The organism is Streptomyces griseus (assembly GCF_001715295.1).
Classification (GTDB): domain Bacteria; phylum Actinomycetota; class Actinomycetes; order Streptomycetales; family Streptomycetaceae; genus Streptomyces; species Streptomyces griseus_G.
The window spans coordinates 656737-681417 of sequence record NZ_MDKB01000002.1 but is presented as its reverse complement, the minus strand read 5'-3'; the positions used below and the strand labels follow the sequence as shown (position 1 = coordinate 681417).

Genomic DNA, 24681 nt, shown 5'->3' with positions numbered 1-24681 from the left:
GCCGACGAGCGGGCCGTGTCCCGCGCAGCCGTACGGCCCCGGCCCCCGGGGTGAGCGGGGGCCGGGGCCGTACGTCGCAGGCGGGGCCGGTCAGCTCTCGGGCGTCTCGGCGGCCGTCGTCGCGCGGGCGCGGCGACGGCGGGGCTTGGCGGGGGCCTGCTCCTCGCCCGCGGTGGCCTCGGAGGCGACCGCTGCGGTCTCCACCTTCACGGCGGTACGCGGCCGGCGGCGGCGCGGCCTGGTCTCCGCGTCCTCCGCCACGACCGGGGCCTCGGCGACCGCCTCGGTCCTCGGCTTGGCGGCGGTACGGGGACGGCGGCGCGCCCTCGTCTCGGTCGCGGGCTCGGACACCGGCGCGATCTGGAAGTCGACCTCGTCGGCGGGCTTCAGGACCCGCGCACGCCGGCGCGGCCTGGTGGCCACGGGCTCCGGCGCCGGAGCGCCGCCGGCCACCGTCTGGAAGTCGACCACGGGCTCGGCCACCGGGGCGGCCACGACCGCGTCGGCCACCGATTCGGCGGCTGCCGCACGGCTGCGGCGGCGGCGCGGCTTCGCCTCGGCCACCGCCTCCTCCGCCACGGCGGCGGGAGCGGCCTTCGCCACGGCGGACACGGTCTCCACGGCGGCCGGTGCGTCCTGTGCGACGCCCGGCGCCTCGGCGACGGCCACGGCCGACACACCTTCGGGAGCGGCGACGCGGGTACGGCGCCTGCGGCGCGGCGTACGCGGCTCCGCGGCCTCGTCGGGCGCGACGGACTCCGCCGACGGCGTGGGCACCGTCACCGCGGCTTCCTCGGTGCTGCTGCCGCCGCGCGTGCGACGACGCTGGCGCGGCGTGCGCGGGGGGCGCTCCTCGCGGGGCGCCGTGGCCGGGGCGGCGGACTTGCGGCCGCGGCCGCCCGTCTCGCCGAGGTCCTCGATCTCCTCGGCCCGCAGACCCGCACGGGTCCGCTCGGCGCGCGGCAGGACACCCTTGGTGCCGGCCGGGATGCCCAGGTCCTCGTACAGGTGCGGCGAGGTGGAGTACGTCTCGGCCGGATCGGGGAACTTCAGGTCCAGTGCCTTGTTGATCAGCTGCCAGCGCGGGATGTCGTCCCAGTCGACCAGCGTGATCGCGATGCCCTTGGCACCCGCGCGGCCGGTACGGCCGATGCGGTGGAGGTAGGTCTTCTCGTCCTCCGGCGACTGGTAGTTGATGACATGGGTCACGCCCTCGACATCGATGCCGCGCGCGGCGACGTCGGTGCAGACGAGGACGTCCACCTTCCCGTTGCGGAAGGCGCGCAGCGCCTGCTCACGGGCGCCCTGGCCGAGGTCGCCGTGGACCGCGCCGGACGCGAAACCGCGCTTCTCCAGCTGCTCGGCGATGTCGGCGGCGGTGCGCTTCGTACGGCAGAAGATCATCGCCAGACCGCGGCCCTCGGCCTGGAGGATCCGCGAGACCATCTCGGGCTTGTCCATCGAGTGGGCGCGGTAGACGTACTGCGCCGTGTTCTTGACGGTCGTGCCCTCGTCGTCGGGCGACGTGGCGTTGATGTGCGTCGGCTGGGACATGTAGCGGCGCGCGAGGCTGATGACGGCGCCGGGCATCGTGGCCGAGAACAGCATCGTCTGGCGCTTCGGCGGCAGCATCGTGATGATGCGCTCGACGTCGGGCAGGAAGCCGAGATCGAGCATCTCGTCGGCCTCGTCCAGGACGAGGACGCGGATGTGCGAGAGGTCGAGCTTGCGCTGGCCCGCCAGGTCGAGCAGCCGGCCCGGAGTGCCGACGATCACGTCGACGCCCTTCTTGAGGGCCTCGACCTGGGGCTCGTACGCCCGGCCGCCGTAGATCGCGAGAACGCGGACGTTACGGACCTTGCCGGCGGTGAGCAGGTCGTTGGTGACCTGCTGGCACAGCTCGCGGGTGGGGACGACGATGAGCGCCTGGGGCGCGTCCGTCAGCTTCTCGGGCGCGGCCCGGCCGGACTCGACGTCGGCGGGGACGGTCACACGCTCCAGGAGCGGCAGACCGAAACCGAGCGTCTTGCCGGTACCGGTCTTGGCCTGGCCGATGACGTCGGACCCGGAGAGCGCCACGGGGAGCGTCATCTCCTGGATGGGGAAGGGGGACATGATGCCGACCGCCTCGAGGGCTTCGGCCGTCTCGGTGAGAATTCCGAGGTCGCGGAACGTAGTCAGGGTGCTGCCTCTTCTGTGAGACGCGGCCCGAGGCGAACGCTGGGGGTCGTACCGTGCCGGGGTTGGTCATCCGGCCGTGGATGGGCCGGGTGGCGCGGGACCACTGCCGTCGCTCGAGCGCTCGTGCCGCTGAGGGGGCCCCTCATCTGCGGTCGTACGTGGCGTACGCACCGCGTGGAGGGCTGTCGGGTCGGAGCCGATCGGGCCACCGACCGGGCATCCTCATTCAAGGTCACGCTCCTGGCACAGGAAAATGCTCAGTAAGCGCAATACCACTGTACCCCGGATTCGTGCATGTGTGTCGGGCGAATTCATCGGAACGGTGTGATGTCTTCGATCGGCCGGGCCCTTCCGCCTCGTGGCGGGCGGGCTATTCTGCGCTGCATGGAGACGCCAGACAACGCCACCGAAGCATCCGACGAAGCCCCCGCACCCACCGGAATCGCCGCCCAGGACTGGGCCACGGCGTCCGCCGACACGCACTACCGCGCCGCCGTGGTGGATCTGCTCGGCGCACTCGCCTACGGGGAACTCGCGGCGTTCGAGCGGCTCGCCGAGGACGCGAAACTCGCGCCGACACTCGGGGAGAAGGCGGCTCTGGCGAGGATGGCGTCCGCCGAATTCCAGCATTTCGAGCAGCTGACCGACCGGCTCACCGCGATCGACGAGGAGCCCACCGCCGCCATGGAGCCCTTCGGCAAGGCGCTCGACGACTTCCACCGGCAGACCGCGCCGTCGGACTGGCTGGAGGGCCTGGTCAAGGCGTACGTCGGCGACTCGATCGCCAGTGACTTCTACCGGGAGATCGCCGCCCGCCTGGACAAGGACACCCGCTCCCTCGTCCTCTCCGTACTCGACGACACCGGGCACGGCAATTTCGCGGTCGAGAAGGTGCGCGCCGCCATCGAGGCGGAGCCCCGGGTCGGCGGACGGCTCGCCCTGTGGGCGCGCAGGCTGATGGGGGAGGCGCTCTCCCAGGCGCAGCGGGTGGTCGCGGACCGCGACGCACTGTCGACGATGCTGGTGGGAGGCGTGGCGGACGGTTTCGACCTGGCCGAGGTGGGCCGGATGTTCTCCCGGATCACGGAGGCCCACACCAAGCGGATGGCGGCGCTCGGCCTCGCGGCCTGAGAGGCGTCCCGCGCCGGCCCGGCCCGTGGGCCCGGCCGGCGCCCGGCCCGTGGCGGCCCGTCTACTGGGCCGTCGCGGACCGCACCGGCCGCCGGCGGCGCGGGCGGATCAGCAGGGAGAGGGTCACCGACCCGACCAGCACGGCACCCGCGCCGGTCGCCAGTACCGAGCCGGGCCCCAGGGTCGAGTGCGTCAGGTATGTGCCGAACAGCGCGCCGAGCGCGCCGGTGAGGAACACCGTGCGGTGGGCCGGCAGCCGGCCCGGCAGGGAGCGGAGCGCGACCCAGGACAGGGCCAGCCCCAGCAGCACGGAGCCGATGAATTCCCAGAGCACAGCAGGTCACCTCGCTTGATCGCACGGCGGGCGGTCGGTCGTAGGCCGTACTACCCGGGGCCCGCAGGACGCAATCCTCCTCCGCGCCCCGGAGACCCCACCGGGCGACTCGGGCGACCCGGGCGACGAAGAGGGCGAACACGCGACGGTGTGGGGCCGCACACAGGCCGGTCAGGGCGGCTTGGGCGACTGAGGGGGCCGTACGCACGTCGGCGGGGCCCGCACGCGCGACGGCGGGGGGCTACCTGCGCGACGGTGAGGGCGGCACGCACACAGAGGCGGAGGGCGGCACGCACACAGAGGCGGAGGCCCGGCGGTCGTCCGCCGGGCCTCCGCCTCTGTCCGTTGCGTCGGGCGACCTACAGCGCTCCGAAGCCCACCCGCCGGGCGCTGGGCTCGCCGATCTCGACGTAGGCGATCCGATCGGTCGGCACCAGAACCTTGCGGCCCTTGTCGTCCGTGAGGCTGAGCAGCTGCGTCTTGCCGGTGAGCGCCTCGCCGACCGCGCTCTCGACCTCTTCGGCGGAAAGCCCGCTCTCCAGAACGATCTCCCGGGGCGTGTGCTGCACCCCGATCTTGACCTCCACGGCTATGTCCCTCCGACGGTCCGTCTCTGCGCGGTGAACCGCGCCGTACGCAGCACACATTAGCCCGGTGAAGGGAGCGACCACGGGTCGACCGGCAACGCCCGCAGCGAACACCGCCGCCGGGACTCGCCGCGGACCGGCCCCACGGCGAGCGTGATCAGTGCTGATCGATGCCGTGCAGCGGGAATCCCGCGATGCCGCGCCAGGCGAGCGAGGTCAGCAGCTGGACCGCCGTGTCGCGCGGGATGGCGGAACGACTGGAGAGCCAGTAGCGCGCCACCACCTGCGAGACGCCGCCGAGACCGACCGCGAGCAGCATCGACTCGTCCTTGGACAGGCCCGTGTCACCCGCGATGACGTCCGAGATCGCCTCCGCGCACTGCAGCGAGACGCGGTCGACCCGCTCGCGCACCGCCGGCTCGTTGGTCAGATCGGACTCGAACACCAGACGGAAAGCGCCGCCCTCGTCCTGCACGTACGCGAAGTAGGCGTCCATCGTCGCCGCCACGCGCAGCTTGTTGTCCGTCGTCGAGGCCAGCGCCGTGCGGACCGCCTGGAGCAGCGCCTCGCAGTGCTGGTCCAGGAGGGCCAGGTAGAGCTCCAGCTTGCCCGGGAAGTGCTGGTAGAGCACCGGCTTGCTGACCCCGGCACGCTCGGCGATGTCGTCCATCGCGGCCGAGTGGTAGCCCTGCGCGACGAAAACCTCCTGCGCAGCGCCCAGCAGCTGATTGCGGCGGGCGCGGCGGGGCAGGCGGGTGCCCCGCGGGCGCGCTGCCTCTGTCTGCTCGATGGCTGTCACGCCGCCTCCCAAGTGTGTGATCGAACGCAGCGAAAACCGTGCACACTGCGCCATGCGGCCATCGTACTTTTGAGTAACCCGGGTGCGCGCGGCGCGGACGCAGAATTTCACGGACCGGACGGCTGCGGTAGCCACAGATCTGCCTGGTCACGGCAGGAAAAGGGGCGTATCAGCGGTAATCGTCCTCATCTTGCCTGACGACGCGGGCCTGCTCCGCGGCGTCCGCCTCGTTCGCGGAGGCGGGGTCGATCCGGGTGAGCGGCTCGTCGCTCTCCTGCTGGACGTCGGCCTGCTGCTCCGCCGTGTCGGCCTCGGGGGCCTCCGGGTCCGGCTCGTCGGGCCGGGGCTCCTCGAAGGTCTCGGGATCGCTCGGGTCGATCGTCATGGTGGCTCCCTTCCTTCCCTTGCAGCGTAGGAGCAACGCCTCCCGGACGCTATGCGGCCTGTGACCGCGAACACATCAACCGTCACGTGATCATCTCGTAACATTGCCGCATGTCTTCGACCGAGCTGCCCGGTACCCACGACGCCGCTGCCGCCGTGGCCCCCATGGTCAGTGCCGTCAGGGTCACGGAGGGCGAGAGGCTGCGCTCCGTCGAGCTGCCGGGCCTCACGCTGACGGTCCGCTCCCGGCCCGCGCGGTCGGCGGGGCTCGCACCGGCCCTCTTCGTGCACGGGCTGGGAGGTTCCTCGCAGAACTGGTCCGCGTTGATGCCGATGCTGGCGGACGTGGTCGACGGTGAAGCGGTCGACCTGCCCGGCTTCGGGGACTCGCCGCCGCCGGACGACGGGAACTACTCGGTCACCGGTCACTCCCGCGCGGTGATCCGGCTGCTGGACGCCGGGGGGCGTGGACCCGTTCACCTTTTCGGTAACTCTCTCGGCGGTGCCGTTGCCACCCGGGTCGCGGCGGTCCGTCCCGACCTCGTGCGCACCCTGACGCTCGTTTCCCCCGCCCTGCCCGAGATCCGGGTGCAGCGGCCCGCCGTACCCACCGGGCTGCTCGCACTCCCGGGCGTCGCTTCCCTGTTCGCCCGGCTCACCCGGGACTGGACCGCGGAACAGCGCACACGGGGTGTCATGGCACTCTGTTACGGCGATCCGGCGCGCATTTCCGAGGAGGCCTTCCGTCACGCGGTGGCCGAGATGGAGCGGCGGCTGGAACTGCCGTACTTCTGGGACGCCATGGCGCGCTCGGCCCGGGGCATCGTCGATGCCTACACCCTGGGCGGACAGCACGGGCTGTGGCGCCAGGCGGAGAGGGTCCTCGCACCGTCCCTGCTGGTGTACGGCGGAAGGGACCAGCTCGTCTCGTACCGGATGGCACGCAGAGCGTCCGCGGCCTTCCGCGATTCGCGGCTGCTGACACTGCCCGACGCGGGGCACGTGGCGATGATGGAGTACCCGGAGGCGGTCGCCCAGGCCTTCCGGGAGTTGCTGGACGAACGCGGCGGGAGCTGATCCGGGGCGTGGGACGACACAGCCGTAAGGGGCCCGAGGCGGCCGGAGCCGAGGCGGGGGCCGCGGCCACGGCCGACAGGGAGGGCGAGGCGGCCCGCGCGGGCAGCGGGCGGCGCAGGCGGGACGCCGCGACTCCATCCGCCGGGACCGGGCACACCCCGTTCCACGACGTCCCGCAGGCCCGCGGCGGGCACCCCGAGCAGCACGAGCCCGGAGGCGGCTGGGGAACGGCCACGCAGCCGCGGTACGACGGGACGGGCGGCCCCGGACCGGAGGTCCGCGCCCGGCAGGCCGTGGCGCGGCAGCTGTCGGCCCAGCAGGCGGCGCAGCGCGCGGCCGACAGACGGGCGGCGCCCGGGCGGCCCCCCGTCGGCTCCCCGCCCCTGCCCGGCCCGCGCAGGGAGTTCGTCGACGCGTTCGACGCGGCCGGCCCGCGCCGGGCGGCACCCGTACAGGCCGGTGGCGCCGCCGGGACCCCTGAGGGCCCGGACGGCTCCGAGGACGCCCCGGACGGCGGTGAAGGCAAGGCCGGCAAGGGCGGGAAGGGCCGTACGTTCACCGGGATCGCCGCCGCGGCCGTGGTCACGGTGCTCGCCGTGGTGGTGGCCGGCCAGGTGGCACAGAAGTCCTCGGGCGGCCCGGGCGCCTCGCGGACGGCCGGCTCCGACCGTGAGGGCTCCGCGGACGCCTCCCGCTCGGAGGAGCGGCCGACCCCCGACGCGGACCGTCCTGCGGTGAAGCCCCTGTCGTACGCGGAGAAGATGGCCGAGCCCTACCCGCTCCTGCCCGACCTGAAGGCGTCGGGGAAGTTCGACGCGGTTCCGGGGCTGGCGAAGGCGCCGGGCCGGGGGCACAAGTACCGCTACCGGATCGACGTGGAGAAGGGGCTGGGCCTCGACGCCGGACTCTTCGCCGAGGCTGTGCAGAAGACGCTCAACGACGACCGCAGCTGGGCGCACGGCGGGGCCATGACCTTCGAGCGGATCTCCTCCGGCGAACCGGACTTCGTGATCACGCTCGCCAGCCCGGGCACCACCGGGGTCTGGTGCGAGAAGTCGGGCCTGGACACCACCGAGGACAACGTCTCCTGCGACTCCGCCGCCACGGACCGCGTCATGATCAACGCCTACCGGTGGGCGCAGGGCGCCGCGACCTTCGGCCCGGACAAGCTGCTGATCTACCGTCAGATGCTGATCAACCACGAGGTCGGCCATCGGCTGGGCCACGACCACGTGAGCTGCCGCACTCCCGGGGCGCTCGCTCCCGTGATGCAGCAGCAGACCAAGACACTGGAGCTCGAAGGCATCAAGTGCCGACCCAACCCCTGGGTGTATCCGGGTAGTTGATCCGCGGCGAGGTCCAGCTTGTCCGTACACCCGCGAACTGCTGGCCTCCGTGCCCCGGGTGGACGCCCGGCGGGTGGCCGCCGTCCCCGGGCCGCGGGCCGCCCGCCCGGGAGACGCGCCGCTGCTCGAAGCCGTCGGCCTGCGGCGCGAGTTCGGCCGGGGCGCCGGGCGCGTCGCCGCGGTGGACGGGGTCTCGCTCACCGTGCACGCGGGCGAGGCGCTCGGCATCGTGGGCGAGAGCGGCAGCGGCAAGACGACCCTCGGGCGCATGCTCGTGCGGCTGCTCGATCCGACGGCGGGCCGTCTCCGCTACGGGGGCACCGAGATCGGCTCACTGTCGGAGAAGGCGCTCCGGCCGGTCCGCCGCGAGCTCCAGATGGTCTTCCAGGATCCGGTGGCCTCGCTCAACCCGCGCCGCTCCGTCGGCGAGTCGGTGGCCGATCCGCTCCGCGCCGCGGGGGAGACGGACGAGAGCCGGATCCGGGACCGTGTGCGCGAACTCCTCGAACGCGCCGGCCTCGAAGCGGACCGGTACGAGCGCTATCCCCACGAGTTCAGCGGCGGACAGCGCCAGCGGGTCGGGATCGCGCGTGCCCTCGCCGCCGGACCCAGGCTGATCGTGTGCGACGATCCCGTCTCCGCGCTCGACGTCACCACCCAGGCCCAGGTGCTCGGCCTCCTCGCGGAGCTGCGACGGGAACTGGGCATCGGCCTCGTCTTCATCGCCCACGACCTGGCGGTCGTACGGCAGGTCAGCGACCGGGTCGCGGTGATGCGGCGGGGCCGGATCGTCGAAGAGGGCCTGGTGGACGAGGTCTACGGAGCGCCCCGGCACCCGTACACCAGGCAGCTCCTGGCGGCGGTTCCCGCCCTCGACCCCGCACAGGCCGCGCGACGCCGCGCGACCCGCAAGGAGCTGGCCGCAGCCTGACGCGGCGTAACCGGACCGCCTTGTGCCGCGACAGAACGCGACCGCGGCGGGAAAGTTACGGCGGTTCACCCCTTTCGGTGGTGCGACGGACAACCGTCCGTCGCACCACCGTCGCGTCCGCTTACGGTCGTCCCGCTGCGAGTCGCCGATCAACGGCGGCCGCCCACACGGAGGATCGGGGGTGTGCTTGTGCGGATCGGACTCCTCACGGAAGGTGTTCACGCGTATGCGGCAGGTGAGTCCGGACTCTGGTGCGACCGCCTGGTGCACGGGCTTCCCCAGCATGAGTTCGGCCTCTTCGCCCTCGGCCGCTCGGCCCACCAGGAACAGCAGGGACGGGGCGGACTTCCGGACCGGATCGGCCGGGTGCGGAAGGCGCCGCCGTGGACGGACGGCGGGGGCGCCCACCGCGGAGACCGCCCCCGTGGCCTGACGGGCCGGCTCGCCACCGGTCTCGGGCGCTCCTACGGGCGGCGGGACAGGCAGCGCTTCACCGCGCACATGACGGCGCTCGTCGGTGCCGTCCGCGCCGGCACGCGGACCGCCACGGCGCCGGGCGGCGCGGACACCGCGGCGGCGGATCTCTTCACGGAGGGCTTCTACGGCCTCGCCGAACTGGCCCGTGAGGGCGGCGGCCTGCCCACCGCCCTGCGCTCCGAGGCGACCGTGCGCATCGTCGAGTCGGCCTGTCGCGCCCCGGGCGGGGGACGGACCGTCCACGACGCCACCGTCCCCGACCACCTCGCCTTCGCCTCCGCACTGGAGCGCGCGCTGCGCCCCCTTTCCCTCGATTGGTACGGCGAGGACGGGCTCGCGGCGGTCGACCTCTGCCACGCGGCCTCCGGCGCCGCCGCCGTGCCGGGGCTGCTGGCCAAACGCTTCTTCGGCGTCCCCCTGCTCGTCACGGAACACCAGGTGCCGCTGCGGACGCACTACCTCGCCGCGCCCGGAACGCCGTCGAGCGCGCCGGTGCGCGCCCTCCTGGCCGGCTTCCACGGGCTCCTGGCCTCCGAGGTCTACCGGCAGGCCGCGGTGATCACGCCCGGCACCGCCCACGTCCGGCGGTGGCAGGAGCGCTGCGGGGCCGCCCGCGAGAAGCTGCGCACGGTCTACCCGGGCATGGAGGCGGAACGCTTCCGTGCCGTGGGCGAGGGCGAGGACCACGGCGGCCCGGACACCCTGGTGTGGATCGGGCGCATCGAGCCCGTCGAGGACCTGGTCGCCCTGCTGCACGCATTCGCCGAGGTGCGCCGGGCCGAACCCGGCGCCCGGCTGCGTGTCTTCGGCGCTCCGGCGCAGGGATCCGTGGGCGAGGCGTACCTCGCCCACGGCACGGCACTCGCCGCACGGCTCTTCCCCGACGAGGCCACGGACGCGCACGCGGCCGGCGGCAACCCGGTCACCTTCGAGGAGATCGGCGCACCCGGGGTGCCCGACCTCGCCGGGGCCTACGCGGCCGGCGGGGTCGTCGTCCTGTCCGGCGTCGTGGAGGGCTTCCCCGTCAGCCTGGTCGAGGCGATGTTCTGCGGCCGGGCCACCGTGTCGACGGACGTGGGCGCGGTGGTGGAGGTCGTCGGCGGCACCGGGCTGGTGGTACCGCCGCGCGACCCCCGGGCGCTCGCGGACGCCTGCGTCGCACTGCTCCGGGACCCCGCGCGCCGTGCACGCCTGGGCGCCGCGGCGCGCGCCCGCGCACTCGAACTCTTCACCGTCGAGCAGAGCATCGCGGCGTTTCGCGGTATCTACCTGGACCTGATGGCACACGCCCCGGCCCGGTGGGCGGCCGGGGCGGGGGGCGAGGACCGCACGGCCCCGCCCCGCCCCTTCGCGACGCCCCCCGAGGCGCACGTGCTGGACCGGCGGCCTCAGGAGCCGGTCGCCTCCGGGACGCCCCGGAGACCCGGGTGGGCGCTCGGGGCCGAGGGCGTCCGTGCGGGCGCGGTCCGGACGGGGGACGGGGATGCGTGACGACGCGGCCGGCCACGCCCACGGCGGAGCCCAGCCGGGGGGACCGGCCGACGCCACCGGCCCGGGCCGGGACGCGCGGGAACCGGAGCCCCGGGAACCCGGCGCCCCCGGGACGCCCCCTGCCGGGGTGATCGGCTCCGCGGCCCCTGGAGAACCCGCCGGGGACGGGAAACACCCCGGACCGGTCGGTGTCCCCGGGCGGGCCCCGGACGCCGTCGGGAGCTCCGGCGGGGGCGCCGAGGTACTCCCGCCGGCCGTGCGGGCCCCCGAGATCGCGTACCACCCGGCGCGCAGGCCCCTCGTGCGTCGCGGATCCGCCGACCCCGTCACGGTGCTCCTGCACCGGCACCGGGAACTGTGCGAGCGGGCCGTGGACCCTCTGGAGATCGCCGCGGGACTGGAGGCGCACGGGCTCACCGACCGCGCCGCCGCCCGCTACCGGCACCGCGACGTCTTCTCGCTGGCCGAGGAGCTCTACGCCCGCGCGCCCCGGCCGGAGCGCCCCGGCCCGCCCCCGTACCCGGGCCCGCGCCGGCGGCCGGGCACCGAGGCGCGGGCCGGCTGGACGCTGCGCGCCCTGCTGCCCGGCGCCGCGTGCCTCGCCACCGCCGCGGTGCTGCGGGGTACCGAAGGGGTGCTCGGAGGGGGGTCGCGCCTCGCGGTGACCGCCGCAGGGGCGCTGCTCGTCCTCCTCGGGCTCCGGCTCTGCCTGCGCACCGGCCCGCTGCGCGCCCCGGACGGGAGCGGTGGTGTGACGCTCCTCGTCTGTTGGCTCCTCGGGTACGCGGTGTACGGCGAGGACCTGCTCGACCAGGTCATCAGCGGCGGCCCCGACGGCCACTGGAACGCCGCCCCCGCCCCGCTGCTCGGACTCGCCCTGGCCGTGGCACCCGCTGCCTGGTGCGCCCACCTGTTCTCCGTAGGCGCGCGCCACCGGCTGACGGGAAGCCACGCACTGGCGGACTTCGGCGCCGGGGTGCGCCTCCTGCTCCTCGGAGTCGTCGCACTCTTCCTGTGCGCGACGACCGCACTGGTGTACCTCGCCGGTCTCGGCTACGGAGGCGACGGCGCCCTCCTCGCCCCGGCCGCCCTCGGCGTCCTGCTCCTGCTGGCCCGTCTGCTCGCCGTCCACGGCTTTCCGGAACCCGCCGCGACCGGGCTCGCGGCCGCCTGCGCCGTCGAAGTGGCGGCCCCCTTCCTCGTCCTGGCCGGGCGGTTGCCCGGCCTCGACCTCCTCGCCCGGCCCGTCGACACCGTCGTCCGGGAGGCCGGAGCAGGCGGCGTACCCGCCCTGGCCTGCGGAATCGCCGCCCTCGGGTTGCTGACCCACGCATCGGTCACCCTCTCCCGGGCATCCGCCCACGCCACGGTCCAGGCCGTGGACGCCCAGTCCCGCGGAGCCGACGCCGCGGGCCTTCCCCTCGCACCGCATACACCTTCCACAAGGAGAAACCGGACATGAACCCCCAATACCCCGCACCGGCAGCCCGCCGTCGGCACCGAGGGGGCGCGCGATGAGGGTTCTGCTGCTCGGAGCCAACGGATTCCTCGGCCGCTTCGTCGCCGACCGCCTGCTCGCCGACCCCGCCGTGCACCTCACGGCGCTCGGCCGCGGTGACGACGCCGACGTGCGCTTCGACCTCGCGAGCGGCAGCCCCGGAGCGCTGACCCGCTTCCTGGACGCCGTCCACCCCGGAGTCGTCGTCAACTGCGCGGGCGCCACCCGCGGCGGCGCCCGGGACCTGACCCGGCACAACACCGTGGCCGTGGCGACGGTCTGCGAGGCCATGCGGCGCAGCGGATGCAGCGCCCGGCTCGTCCAGGTCGGCTGCGCCTCCGAGTACGGCCCCTCGCAGCCCGGGTCCTCCACCGGGGAGGACGCGGTCCCCCGCCCCGGGGGCCCGTACGGGGTCAGCAAACTCGCCGCCACCGAACTCGTCCTCGGCTCCGGTCTGGACGCGGTGGTGCTCCGGGTCTTCTCACCGGTCGGGCCCGGCACCCCGGCGGGCTCCCCGATCGGCCGGCTCGCCGAGACCATGCGCCGTGCCATGCAGTCCGGCGACGCCGAGCTCAGGCTGAGCGGCCTCGGTGTCCAGCGCGACTTCGTCGACGTACGGGACGTGGCGCGCGCCGTGCACGCGGCCTCGCTCTCCGCCGCCCAGGGTGTCGTCAACATCGGCACCGGCAGGGCCGTACGGCTGCGCGACGCCGCCGCGGTCCTCGCGCGGGTCGCCGGGTACATGGGCGCCCTCCACGAACTGGACACCCCGCCCGCCCGGCTCCCGATCGGTGCCCCCCGTACCTCCACGGAGTCCGTCGTCGAACACCTCGCGGCGACCCCGTCCCCCTACCCCGACGGCTGCGGGGCCTGGCAGCAGGCCGACGTCCGCACCGCTCGTGACCGGCTCGGCTGGCGCCCCCGGATCAACCTGGAGGAGTCCCTCGCCGACATCTGGATGGAGGCGGCGTGCCGCATCTGACCCGTACCGGCTCCCTCGCGAGGACGGGTGGTGCCGAACGGCTCGGCGTCGGCGTCCCCGGCTACGCCCACCCGCTGCTCGCGCCGGCCGAATGGGCCGGGCTGAACCGCCCCGGAACCCCGCTGCACTGGGCGGTACTCAACATCGACAACGGGCCGGGCGCCCGCCCCGACCCGCACTGTCTCGACGCCGCCGGCCGGCTGCGCAACGCCCGCGAGCGCGCCCTGCACGGCGAGGCTCCGGACGACACCGTCCGGGCGGCCGGAGGCAGGCTGCTGGGTCACCTCGACCTCGCCTTCGGCAGCCGCGCCTTCGGGGAGCTGGTCGCCGACGCCCGGTCCTTCCTCGACTGGTACCGCGTGGGCGGCTTCTACCTCGACCGCTGCCCGGCCGACCGGGGTCTCCTGCCGGCCGTCCGCCGGCTCACCAGCACCCTCGCCGCCCTCCTCGGGGACAGCGACAGCGCGGACGAGGGGGGCGGGCTGCTGGTGCTGGGGCACGGCACCCATCCGTATCCGGGCTACGCGGAGGCCGCCGACCAGCTCGTCACCTTCCGGGGGCCGTGGACCGGCTACCGCTGGTCGCAGGTGGCCGAGTGGACGGCGGCCTACGAGCCGGGCCGCTTCGCCCACTTCGTCCACGGCGTCCCGCGCACCCACCTCGAGGAGGCCATGCGCATCGCGCGGTGGCAGGGAGCGGGCACGATCTTCTTCACCGACCGGGGTGACGAGGGGGGACAGACCGACCCCTTCGCGGCACTGCCCAGCTACTGGGACGAATTCGTCTCGCGTATCGGACCGGGTATCTCGGAATGAGGAGCGGCGTGGCAGTGTTACGGGAGAACAACCGTACGTAGATGAAGTACGTAGAAACCGACCACCTGCATTGTTGAGGTTCCTGTGTCGCTGCCACCCCTGGTCGAGCCAGCTGCTGAGCTCACCGTCGACGAGGTCCGCAGGTACTCCCGCCACCTGATCATCCCGGATGTCGGGATGGACGGACAGAAGCGGCTGAAGAACGCGAAGGTGCTCTGCGTCGGTGCCGGCGGCCTCGGCTCGCCGGCCCTGATGTACATGGCCGCGGCCGGCGTCGGGACGCTCGGCATCGTGGAGTTCGACGAGGTCGACGAGTCGAACCTGCAGCGCCAGGTCATCCACAGCCAGGCCGACATCGGCAGGTCCAAGGCCCAGTCGGCCAAGGAGACCGTGCAGGGGATCAACCCCCTGGTGAACGTGGTCCTTCACGAGGAGCGGCTCGAGGCCGACAACGTGATGGACATCTTCGCCCAGTACGACCTGATCGTGGACGGCACGGACAACTTCGCCACCCGTTACCTCGTCAACGACGCGGCGGTCCTGCTGAACAAGCCCTACGTCTGGGGCTCGATCTACCGCTTCGACGGCCAGGCGTCCGTCTTCTGGTCCGAGCACGGACCCTGCTACCGCTGCCTCTACCCGGAGCCGCCGCCCCCCGGCATGGTCCCTTCCTGCGCCGAGGGCGGGGTGCTGGGCGTGCTGTGCGCGTCCATCGGCTCCATCCAGGTCAACGAGGCCATCAAGCTGCTCGCCGGCATCGGTGACCCGCTGGTCGGTCGGCTGATGATCTACGACGCGCTGGAGATGCAGTACCGCCAGGTGAAGGTCCGCAAGGACCCGAACTGCGCCGTCTGCGGCGAGAACCCGACGGTCACCGAGCTCATCGACTACGAGGCCTTCTGCGGCGTCGTCTCCGAGGAGGCCCAGGAGGCGGCGGCCGGCTCCACGATCACTCCGAAGCAGCTCAAGGAGTGGATCGACGGGGACGAGAAGATCCAGATCATCGACGTCCGTGAGCCCAACGAGTACGAGATCGTCTCGATCCCGGGTGCGCAGCTGATCCCGAAGGACCAGTTCCTCCTGGGCAACGCCCTGCAGGACCTCCCGCAGGACAGGCGCATCGTCCTGCACTGCAAGACCGGTGTCCGCAGCGCGGAGGTCCTCGCGGTCCTCAAGTCCGCGGGCTTCGCCGACGCGGTGCACGTCGGTGGCGGCGTGATCGGATGGGTCCACCAGATCGAGCCCGAGAAGCCGGTCTACTAGGCCGTGTTGCGAAAGTCCCGTCTGCCCGGCGGCGCCTGGCACGCACACTCGCCGCGTTGTCGGGATCATCCAGATACGCCCAGTATCAGGACGGCCCTCCGCCTTGCGATTGCACGCACCAGACGCCGCCGGGCCTGCCCTCCGGGCAGACGACGCCACTTTCGCAACACGGCCCAGCTGTATTGATCACGAGCGGTCGCCGAGGCGGTACAGGGCCGTGAGGCCGTCGGCGGCCGGGGGCCGGTTCCTCGCGGAGCCGGTCCCTTCGTGCGCGCCGGGCCGGGGGCGGGTGCGCCGGCCGACGTCTGCTTCCGGCGGGGGAGGTGGACGCCCGGGAGCGAGGTCACGCAGCCGCTTCCGCCCTCCGCGCCGTGCCCTCGCCCTCGTCGGCCGCACGGCCGGCCGGTGGCTGTGGCGCACGACCGGCCGGCCCCCGGGTCATGAGCAGACGGTGCCGTCCGGCGGGACCTTGCCGTCCAGCAGGTAGCCGTCGACGGCCTTCTGCACGCAGGCGCTGCCGCCGTTGTACGCGCCGTGCCCCTGGCCCTCGTACGTGAGCTCGACCCCCACTCCCTTGCCGAGCTCGGTGGCCATCGCCTTCGCGCCGGCGTACGGCGTCGCCGGGTCACCGGTGTTCCCGATGACCAGGATGGGCGCGGACCCCGGGGCGCTGACGTCCGGGGTCTCCCAGGCGCCCGCCACGGGCCACCCGGTGCACGACATCAGTCCCCACCCCAGGTAGTCGCCGAAGACGGGGGAGGCCTTGCGGAACGCGGGGAGGGCGGCCTCGGTCTGCTCCGGGGTGAAGCGCTGCTCGGAGTCGGCACAGTTGATCGCCGCGTTGGCCGCGTTCGAGTTGTCGTAGTGGCCGTTCTGGTCACGGCCGTTCAGGGAGTCGGCGAGGGCGAGCAGCAGCCCGCCGTTCCCGCTGTCCGCCTCGTCGATCCCCTGCTCGAGCAGGGGCCAGGTCTCCTTGGAGTACAGGGCGGACGCGATGCCCGTGGTGGCCTGGGTCTGCGTCAGCTTCCGTTCACCGAGACCCGCGACGGGGGACTTCTCCAGGCGGGCGAGGAGCGCGGCGATCCCGTCCTGGACCTCCGCGGCGGTGGAACCGGGCAGCCTGCAGTCGTCGCGTTCGGCGCAGTCGGCGGTGAAGTTGTCCAGGGCGAGCTGGAAGCCCCGGGCCTGGCTGATCGAGGACTGCTCGGCGTCCTGGGTCGGGTCGACCACGGCGTCCAGGACGGCCCGGCCGACGTTCCGCGGGTAGAGGTGGGCGTAGACGCCGCCCAGCTCGGTGCCGTACGAGATGCCGAAGTAGTTCAGCTTGCTGTCGCCGAGCACCTGGCGCAGGAGATCCATGTCCCGGGCGGCGTTCGTCGTGCCGACGTAGGGCAGCTCGCCCCCCGAGTTCTTCTCGCAGTCCGCGATGTAGGACCGCTGGTCCTCCACGAACGCCTTCACCTCCTGGGCGTCGTCCGGCGTGCCGTCCTTCTCGTAGCGGGCGTCCAGTGCCCGGTCGTCCGAACATTCGACGCCTTCACTGCGGCCGACGCCGCGCGGATCGAAGCTCACCAGGTCGTAGCGTGTGCGCAGGGAGTCGTACGCGGTTCCGAAGGACGGCAGCGTGGCGACCCCGGAGGCGCCGGGACCCCCGAAGTTGAAGACGAGGGAACCGAGCCGCCGGTCCTTGTTCCTGGCGGGGGCGCGGATGAGCGCCAGCTCGATGGTCCGGCCGCCCGGATCCCCGTAGTCGAGCGGTACGTCCATGAAGGAGCACTCCCACGGCGCCCCGCCGGGGAGCGGGGAGGGCTTGGGGCCGCTGCCCTGGGCCTCGTTCGGCGCCGGACAGGGCTGCCAGTCCAGCTTCTGGGAGACCAGTTTCCGCGCCGTCGCCGTGGGGGAGGCGGTCGACGCCGCCGAGGGCACCGACCGGTCCGTACCTCCGCCGTCGCCGTCCGAGCAGGCGGTCAGGGGCAGCAGTACGACGGTGGTGGCGACGAGGGCGGCGGAACGCACGGCGGGGGATGTCCTCATACCCCCATCGTGCGGCGGGCGGGGGGCCACCGCCCGGGGCACCGGTCCATGCGGGTGGCCCCGGCCGCCCCGCTGCCGGGGGCCGTGCCCCCTGGCGTACGGCCGCCCGGCCCGGCGTCGGACCGGCCCTTCGGGCAGACGGGACTGTCGGCGAACGGCCTAGAGCTCTCCCTTGCGGGTCAGCTGGTTGAAGCAGATCCAGCCCGGCAGGACCGGCAGCCACAACGTCATCACGCGGTAGAGCAGGACCGCCGGCGCCGCGACCTCCTTCGGCAGGCCGACGGCGATCAGACCCAGGGTCAGGGCACCCTCGACCGCGCCCATGCCCCCGGGGGTCGGGGCCGCCGAACCGAGGGCGTTGCCCGCGAGGAAGACCACCGCGATGCTGGCGTAGCTCAGCTGCGGGACGTCGGGGCCGCTGAACGCACGGATCGACGCGTCCAGGCAGAGTACGAACAGACCGGTCAGCAGCAGCATGCCGCCGATACCGGTGACGAGCTTCTGCGGGCGCTGCACGACGTCGAGCATGCGCGGGACGACACCGGCGAACAGCGACCGGACCCGCGTCACGACGAACTTGCGCATGAACGGGATCGCCGTCACCACCAGCACGAGCACGGCGACGGTCAGCAGCCCCGCGATCACCGTCCTCGACGGGGTGAGCGAGTCCGGTGTCTTCTCCGTACCCGTCAGATAGCCGAACAGGGCGAGCAGCAGGATGTGGGCGCCCAGCCCGAACAGCTGGGAGGCACCGACGCTGGCGACCGCGAGCCCCGGGCGCACTCCGGCGCGCTGGAGGAAGCGCGTGTTGAGGGCCACCCCACCCACGGCCGCCGGTGCCACGATCTTCACGAACGAACCCGCCACCTGGGCCAGCACGGTCTTGCCGAACGGCACCCGCTCGGGCACGAACCCGAGCAGGCTCATGGCCGCAGCGACGTAGCTCAGGGCGGAGAAGCCCAGGGCCGCCGCGACCCAGCCCCACTCCGCCTGCTCCACGACCGTGCCGAAGTCGGCCTCGGTGACCTGCGAGATCAGGAAGTACGCGGCGATCGAGCCGGCGATGAAGCTGAACAGCGTCCGCGGCTTGATGCGCTCCAGCCGGACCGGCTCCACCGGCGCCTGCGGGCGGATCAGCAGCACCTGCCGCCGGATCTGGGCGAGCATGTCCTCCTCGCGCGCCTCTTCCAGGGCGTCGTCTATCGCCCGCTTCTCGGCCTGCTTCTCGGTGCGCAGCGATCTGCGGGCCGCCTTGCGGTCCCCGGCCGGCTCCTCGTGCTGGGCCCGGGACTGCTTGGCCGCCTGGGAGGCCTCCAGGACGGCGTCCCGCTCCCGCTGCGAGCGCTCCCGGGCGAGACGGCGCAGCGTCGCCCGGGTGGACCGGCTGAGCGCGATCGGCTGCAGCAGCGGCAGGCAGTCGGCGACGGCGTCGGGCCCCAGCACGGCGAGCGCTCCGGCGACGGCCCGTTCCGCGCCCACCCGCAACCCGGTCGTGGTGAGCAACTGGGCGACGTCCATGCGCAGGACCAGGTCGCCGGCCGCGATCTCACCCCCGCGCAGGTCGGTGACGAAGACGGTGCCGGAACCGTCCACCAGGATGGCGTCCCCGGTCAGCCTGCGGTGGGCGATCCGGCGCGACTGGAGCGCCTTCACCTGGCGCCACGCGCCGCGCACCAGTTCGTCGGTGACCTCCTCGTCCGTCATCGCGTCCAGCGAGCGTCCGCCGATGTGCTCGTAGACGAGCATCACCGCGTCGGGGCCGAGTTCGGAGGTGGCGATCAGCTTGGGGGCGTTGGCCCCGGCGGCGATCGCCGCGTACGCGAGGAGCGCCTCCTGCTCCAGCGCCTGGCGCAGCGACTGGATGGAGCGGCGCTGGGTGATGCTGCGCAGGGTGAGCCTGCGCCACACCCGGTAGAAGAAGCCCTGGGCCTGCTGCTCGCGGTCGACGACCGTGACGTCCAGCGGTGCCCCGTCCTCGAGGGTGACGAGGTAGCGGCGGCCCCGGTCGCTCTGGTCGATGTTGTCGGGGGTCTCCTCGGCCTCGGTCCGCATCGCGGCGACCGGGCGGAACCCGACGTGGCGCAGGCCGGCCATCAGATGCTGGCCGGTCGGGCGGACGTTGGGGGAGCCGACGGCGTACAGGGTGCCGTACGCCACGGTCCAGCCGATCAGCACCGTGAGCACGATCGAGAACGGCGTGGTGTATCCCCCGACCAGCATCGCGAAGGCGTCCAGCAGCAGGACCACCCACAGGACGACCCGCCAGCGCGGTCTGCGGGCCATCCCGACCGCCGTCATGTAGGCGATGACGGGGGCGAGGTACCCGTGGACCGGATCGGTGAGCGCGTGCCCGGGCTGCGGCTGGGTCAGCGCCTCCCGGATGGTGCCCGGGGCCGATCCCGCGACCCAGAGGTCGGTGGCCAGGGTGACACCGTGGGCGAGCACCGCGGCGAGCACACCGTCCGCGATGCGCAGTCCGTCGCGTTTGATCAGGCGCTCGATGGCGAAGGCGACGGGCACGAGGAGGACGGCGATGCTCGACACCAGGCCCGCGAGTTTGATCAGCAGGTCCGGTGCCTGGTCGGTGCCCTTGGAGATGTCGTTCTCCAGCCCGGTGGTGGTTCCCTGGGCGAAGGCGGCGACGGCGAAGAGCAGCGCGATCGCGAGGACGCCGACGAGGAGCCGCATCAGGTCGGAGGGGCGGTGCACCCGGGCGGGCAGCAGCGGTTCGTCGCCCGAGACACGGTCCGTCAGAGCGGCGCCGGCGGACGCGAGGGTCGAGCCGGAGACGGGCTCCGGGACCTTCCGGGAGCCTGACGGTCCGGACGTGTCGGCGGGCCGGCCCGCGTCACGGCCCTCAGGGGCATCAGGGCGCGACTCGGCATCAGGGGCGTCCGCCGCCTTCGGTGGCTGCACGCCCTGCTCCTTCGTCGCCTCTGATGTGTCTTCGTGTTCTCGTATCACCGGTCACCGCCCGGACGATGGTGGCACGGCCTGCAGACAGACGGGGGCATCAGGGGGCATTGCACGGGCGCGCGAAGCGCAACATACGCGTTTTCGCCCCCGCCCGCCCCCCGTGTGACCAGGGTTACACCGAACCGGCGCACCTGTCGGTGGCGTACGGCAAGATGTGTCGGATGAGCAAGAACCGGACACGCGCAGGGTCCGCCGGTGCCGCGCCCGCCGCGGAGCTGCCCGCGTACGCGGAACGGGTCCTGGACGTCGCCGACCTGATCCCGGCCGGTCGCGTCATGACCTACGGCGACGTCGCCGAATGGCTGGGCGACGGCGGGCCCAGGCAGGTGGGCAGGGTCATGGCGCTCTACGGCTCGGCGGTGCCGTGGTGGCGTGTGGTGCGGGCCGACGGGGCGCTCCTGCCCGGACACGAGCAGCGGGCCCTGGGCCACTACCGCGAGGAGGGCACGCCGCTGCGCACGGCCCCGCGGGGCGCCGAGGGGCACCTTCCGCGCCTCGACATGAAGCGCGCGAGGTGGGACGGCGCCGGCGGCGGGGATCCGGACGGAAGCGGCGGTACGGGCCGGAGCGGCCCCGAGGGGGACGGCCCGGCCGGGAGCGAGGAAACTCACATGTGACAGCTTCGGCCATCGTGCCCCGCCACGACAGGCGCCGGGCCGGTACGAGGGCGCCCGCAGGCCCTGGGGACGCACGCGTGACGAGGGAGGCAGCCGGCCGGCCACGATCCGCGGCGACACCGGCGTAGCGTCGTTCACGCGCACAGCTCCGTCCCCCCGTAGCCAGCAGCACCTCCAGGCACCGCACAGACCGCGTACACCCACCAGGACCGGCGACCCACGTGAGTTCCTCCTCCACCACCCGGCACAGCCCGCACCGTCAGACACGGCGACGGGCCCAGGGTGCGTACCGGCTGGTGCGCACGCCTCCGGGTTCCGTCGGTCCCCCTCTCCTGGACGCTGCCCAGCGTGCCGTGGTTGACCACCGAGAGGGGCCCCTGCTCGTCCTCGCGGGACCCGGTACGGGCAAGACCACGACGCTCGTCGAGACGGTCGCGCGGCGCGTGGCGGCGGGGACCGACCCCGCCCGGATCCTGGTACTCACCTTCAGCCGCAAGGCCGCCGTGGAACTGCGCGACCGTATGGCGTCCCGGCTGGGCGGCATCCGGGGCCCGCAGGCCACCACCTTCCACTCGTACTGCTATGCCCTGGTCCGCGCCCACCAGGACGCCGACCTCTTCGCCGATCCGCTGCGCCTGCTCTCCGGACCGGAGCAGGACGTCACCGTCCGCGACCTGCTCGCCGGTCAGCTCGGTCTGGAACAGGCCGGGCTCGCCCACGTGCGCTGGCCGGACGAACTGCGGGCCTGCCTGACCACCCGCGGCTTCGCCGACGAGGTACGCGCGGTCCTCGCCCGCAGCCGAGAACTGGGCCTCGGCCCCGACGCCCTCGCCGCCTTCGCCCGGCGCACCGGCCGCCCGGACTGGAGCGCCGCCGCCCAGTTCCTCGCCGAGTACCTGGACGTCCTCGACGCGCAGGGCGTCCTGGACTACGCGGAACTGGTCCACCGGGCGGTCCTGCTCGCCGAACGGCCGGAGGTGGCGGCCGAACTCGCCGCCAGCTACGACGCGGTGCTCGTCGACGAGTACCAGGACACGGACCCGGCCCAGGTCCGCCTGCTGCACGCGCTGGCCGGCAACCGCGGGAGCGGCGCCCAGGGCGCCGGCGGTGGCCGGACACTGATCGCCTTCGGCGACCCGGACCAGTCGATCTACGCCTTCCGGGGCGCCGACGTCAACGGCATCCTGGATTTCCCCGACACCTTCCGCCGGGCCGACGGCGCGCCCGCCCCCGTCGGGGTCCTCACCACCTCCCGCCGCTCCGGGGCGGACCTGCTCGAGGCCACACGACTGCTGACCCGCCGGATGCCGCTCACCCGCCTGCCCGCGGACAAGGCGCGCGCGCACCGCGAGCTGTCGGCGGTGCGGGAGGGCGGCAGGGTGGAGACGTACACCTACCCGACGGCCTCCACCGAACTGGAGAACATCGCCGACCTGCTGCGGCGCGCGCACCTGGAGGAGGGTGTGCCGTGGAAGGACATGGCGGTCCTCGTCCGCGCCGGTGGCCGTTCGATCCCTGCCGTGCGCCGGGCGCTGACCTCCGCGGGCGTGCCCCTGGACGTGGACGGCGACGACCTGCCGCTGCGCCACGAACCCGCGGTCGCCCCGCTCCTGACCGCCCTGCGCGCGGTCGCCACGGCGGCGCTGGGCGGTGCCGCCGGGGAGCGGCGGCCGGCCGGGGACGCCTCCCCCGAGCAGTCCCAGGCGGGAGGGGACGCTTCGCCCGGGCGGCCCGACGCCGGAGGTGACTCCGCGGAGCCGCGCCCGGGACGCGACGCCGCCCCGGAGCAGCCCGGCCCGAGGGAACCCGCGGGCTCCGGGCCGCCGCCCGAGACGGGCGGCACGGCGCACGGCCGGCTCGACACCGAGACGGCCCTCGCCCTGCTCACCTCCCCGCTCGGCTCCATGGACGCGGCCGATCTGCGGCGTCTCGGCCGGGCACTGCGCGACGAGGAGCGGGCCGCCGGCAACCGGGTGCCCCCGCCCTCCGGGGAACTGCTCGCCCGGGCGCTCGCCGAACCCGAACGGCTGGTCACCCATGACCCGGCGTACGCCCGGGGCGCACAGCGGCTCGGCGCACTCCTGCGCAAGGCCCGCGAACTCCTCGAAGGCGGGGGGACGGCCGAAGAGGCCCTGTGGACGCTGTGGGACGGCACGCCCTGGCCCGGCCGGCTGGAGCGGGCCGCGCTGCGCGGAGGGGTGAACGGCCGGAACGCCGACCGGGACCTCGACGCGGTCTGCGCCCTGTTCGACACCGCGGCCCGGGCGGAGGAACGTACCGGAGGACGGGGCGCCCTCAACTTCCTGGAGGAGGTCGACGCCCAGGACATCGCCGCCGACACCCTCTCCCGGCGTGCCGTGCGCCCCGACGCGGTGCGCCTGATGACCGCGCACCGGTCCAAGGGCCTGGAGTGGCGGCTGGTCGTCGTCGCCGGGGTGCAGGAAGGACTCTGGCCCGACCTGCGCCGCCGTGGCTCGCTCCTCGAGGCCGACCGGATCGGCCGTGACGGGCTGGCGGAACCGCTCACCCCCGGGGCGCTCCTCGCCGAGGAGCGCCGCCTCTTCTACGTCGCCGCGACCCGCGCCCGGGAGCGGCTCGTCGTGACCGCCGTCAAGGCGCCCGCCGACGACGGCGACCAGCCCTCCCGCTTCCTCACCGAGCTGGGCGTCGAACCCCGGGACGTCACCGGCCGGCCCCGCCGCCCGCTCGCCGTCGCCCCGCTCGTCGCCGAGCTCCGGGCGACGACCGTCGACCCGGAGGCCTCCGACGCCCTTCGCGACGCCGCGGCACACCGGCTGGCACGGCTGGCCGCGCTCACCGACGACGAGGACCGGCCGCTCGTCCCGGCCGCCCACCCCCACCGCTGGTGGGGGCTGAACGAGCCCACCCGCTCCGAGGTGCCGCTGCGGGACCGGGACCACCCCGTCGCGCTCTCCGGGAGCGCGCTCGACCAGCTCGCCAACACCTGCGCCCTCCAGTGGTTCCTGGGCCGTGAAGTGAAGGCGGACGCCCCGGCGACGGCCGCCCAGGGCTTCGGCAACGTGGTGCACGTCCTGGCCGACGAAGTGGCCTCCGGACGCACCGCCGCCGATCTGGACGTCCTGATGGAACGGCTGGACTCCGTGTGGAACGGCCTCGTCTTCGACGCGCCCTGGAAGTCACGCCAGGAGAAGGACCAGGCGCGGGCCGCCCTGGAACGCTTCCTGCGCTGGCACGTCCTGGACCGCGCCGGCCGCACGCCGGCCGCCAGTGAGCACGATTTCGACGTGACGCTCGAGGCGGGCGCCTACGCGGTGCGCATCCGGGGCTCCATGGACCGGGTCGAACAGGACTCCGAGGGCCGCGCCTACGTCGTGGACTTCAAGACCGGGAAGGCCGCCCCGACCAAGGACGAGGTCGCCGCCCACCCCCAGCTCGCCGTGTACCAGCTGGCGGTCAGGGAGGGCGCCGTCGACGACGTGTTCGACGGCCGCCGGCCCGAAGCCGGTGGAGCCGAACTCGTACAGCTGCGCCAGCCGGCCCCGAAGAAGGAGGGCGGCGACGCCCTCCCCCGGGTGCAGGCCCAGGAGCCCCTCTCCGGGGAGTGGGTCTCCGACCTCCTGGCGACGGCCGCCGGCCGCGTCCTGGACGAGCGCTTCACGCCCACGACCGGCCAGCACTGCACCCACTGCGCCTTCCGGGCCTCGTGCAGCGCGCAGCCCGAAGGCCGGCAGATCATCGAGTGACGGCCCGGGGCGACGGCCGCGGGACGGCGTTGT

Annotated in this window: 17 protein-coding genes and 1 pseudogene; 11 read left to right on the top strand and 7 right to left on the bottom strand. The window is 73.8% G+C overall.

The genetic code is table 11. The features are described 5' to 3' along the window. Positions 1 to 90: 90 nt before the first annotated feature. The gene (locus BA175_RS09500; RefSeq protein WP_069170858.1) at positions 91 to 2115 is read right to left on the bottom strand and encodes a DEAD/DEAH box helicase; all 2025 of its coding nucleotides are present in this window, start codon (positions 2113 to 2115) and stop codon (positions 91 to 93) included. 450 nt (positions 2116 to 2565) lie between these two features. Between BA175_RS09500 and BA175_RS09495 the strand changes: the two genes are divergently transcribed. After that, positions 2566 to 3312, top strand: a complete 747-nt coding sequence (locus tag BA175_RS09495) for a ferritin-like fold-containing protein (RefSeq protein WP_069170857.1) — start codon at positions 2566 to 2568, stop codon at positions 3310 to 3312. Positions 3313 to 3373: 61 nt separating this feature from the next. Here BA175_RS09495 and BA175_RS09490 read toward each other — a convergent pair whose 3' ends face one another. The 4 genes from BA175_RS09490 to BA175_RS09475 all read right to left on the bottom strand — a co-directional run bounded on the left by BA175_RS09490 (position 3374) and on the right by BA175_RS09475 (position 5417). After that, the gene (locus BA175_RS09490; protein ID WP_069170856.1) at positions 3374 to 3646 is read right to left on the bottom strand and encodes a hypothetical protein; all 273 of its coding nucleotides are present in this window, start codon (positions 3644 to 3646) and stop codon (positions 3374 to 3376) included. Between the two features lie 359 nt (positions 3647 to 4005). Then, positions 4006 to 4233, bottom strand: coding sequence for a DUF3107 domain-containing protein (locus tag BA175_RS09485; protein WP_069170855.1), 228 nt, complete (start codon positions 4231 to 4233; stop codon positions 4006 to 4008). Positions 4234 to 4390: 157 nt separating this feature from the next. Continuing rightward, positions 4391 to 5032: a TetR/AcrR family transcriptional regulator gene (locus tag BA175_RS09480; RefSeq protein WP_069170854.1), complete on the bottom strand. Its 642-nt coding sequence runs from the start codon at positions 5030 to 5032 to the stop codon at positions 4391 to 4393. Between the two features lie 169 nt (positions 5033 to 5201). Further along, complete coding sequence (locus tag BA175_RS09475; protein ID WP_069170853.1) at positions 5202 to 5417, bottom strand: hypothetical protein; 216 nt, start codon at positions 5415 to 5417, stop codon at positions 5202 to 5204. A 110-nt stretch (positions 5418 to 5527) separates the two neighbouring features. Between BA175_RS09475 and BA175_RS09470 the strand changes: the two genes are divergently transcribed. The 8 genes and pseudogenes from BA175_RS09470 (at position 5528) to moeZ (ending at position 15296) form a co-directional block, all read left to right on the top strand. Continuing rightward, positions 5528 to 6493 (top strand): alpha/beta fold hydrolase, encoded by a 966-nt coding sequence (locus BA175_RS09470; protein WP_069170852.1) that lies wholly within the window; start codon positions 5528 to 5530, stop codon positions 6491 to 6493. 8 nt (positions 6494 to 6501) lie between these two features. After that, positions 6502 to 7839, top strand: a complete 1338-nt coding sequence (locus BA175_RS09465) for a DUF3152 domain-containing protein (protein WP_069170851.1) — start codon at positions 6502 to 6504, stop codon at positions 7837 to 7839. 13 nt (positions 7840 to 7852) lie between these two features. After that, positions 7853 to 8770 (top strand): annotated as a pseudogene (locus tag BA175_RS09460) (ATP-binding cassette domain-containing protein); the annotation flags it as partial. A 189-nt stretch (positions 8771 to 8959) separates the two neighbouring features. After that, a complete protein-coding gene (locus tag BA175_RS09455) occupies positions 8960 to 10738 on the top strand; it encodes a glycosyltransferase (protein WP_069170850.1) in 1779 nt (592 codons plus the stop codon). A gap of 256 nt (positions 10739 to 10994) precedes the next feature. Beyond that, positions 10995 to 12200: a hypothetical protein gene (locus BA175_RS09450; protein ID WP_254667842.1), complete on the top strand. Its 1206-nt coding sequence runs from the start codon at positions 10995 to 10997 to the stop codon at positions 12198 to 12200. 52 nt (positions 12201 to 12252) lie between these two features. Beyond that, positions 12253 to 13218 (top strand): NAD-dependent epimerase/dehydratase family protein, encoded by a 966-nt coding sequence (locus BA175_RS09445; protein WP_069170849.1) that lies wholly within the window; start codon positions 12253 to 12255, stop codon positions 13216 to 13218. Beyond that, positions 13206 to 14033 carry a spherulation-specific family 4 protein gene (locus BA175_RS09440; RefSeq protein WP_069170848.1) on the top strand — a complete coding sequence of 276 codons (828 nt, stop codon included), beginning with the start codon at positions 13206 to 13208 and terminating at the stop codon, positions 14031 to 14033. Before BA175_RS09445 ends, BA175_RS09440 begins: the two co-directional genes overlap by 13 nt. An 84-nt stretch (positions 14034 to 14117) precedes the next feature. Next, positions 14118 to 15296 (top strand): adenylyltransferase/sulfurtransferase MoeZ, encoded by a 1179-nt coding sequence (moeZ, locus tag BA175_RS09435; RefSeq protein WP_069170847.1) that lies wholly within the window; start codon positions 14118 to 14120, stop codon positions 15294 to 15296. A 438-nt stretch (positions 15297 to 15734) separates the two neighbouring features. Here moeZ and BA175_RS09430 read toward each other — a convergent pair whose 3' ends face one another. Together BA175_RS09430 and BA175_RS09425 are read right to left on the bottom strand one after the other, a co-directional pair. Next, positions 15735 to 17330, bottom strand: coding sequence for an alpha/beta hydrolase (locus BA175_RS09430; RefSeq protein ID WP_069170846.1), 1596 nt, complete (start codon positions 17328 to 17330; stop codon positions 15735 to 15737). 159 nt (positions 17331 to 17489) lie between these two features. Continuing rightward, positions 17490 to 20246 (bottom strand): lysylphosphatidylglycerol synthase domain-containing protein, encoded by a 2757-nt coding sequence (locus BA175_RS09425; protein ID WP_069170845.1) that lies wholly within the window; start codon positions 20244 to 20246, stop codon positions 17490 to 17492. Between the two features lie 221 nt (positions 20247 to 20467). Between BA175_RS09425 and BA175_RS09420 the strand changes: the two genes are divergently transcribed. After that, positions 20468 to 20923: an MGMT family protein gene (locus BA175_RS09420; RefSeq protein WP_069170844.1), complete on the top strand. Its 456-nt coding sequence runs from the start codon at positions 20468 to 20470 to the stop codon at positions 20921 to 20923. Positions 20924 to 21144: 221 nt separating this feature from the next. Further along, on the top strand, positions 21145 to 24648 hold the full coding sequence (locus BA175_RS09415) for an ATP-dependent helicase (RefSeq protein WP_069170843.1): 3504 nt from the start codon (positions 21145 to 21147) through the stop codon (positions 24646 to 24648). The last annotated feature ends 33 nt before the right edge of the window (positions 24649 to 24681 follow it).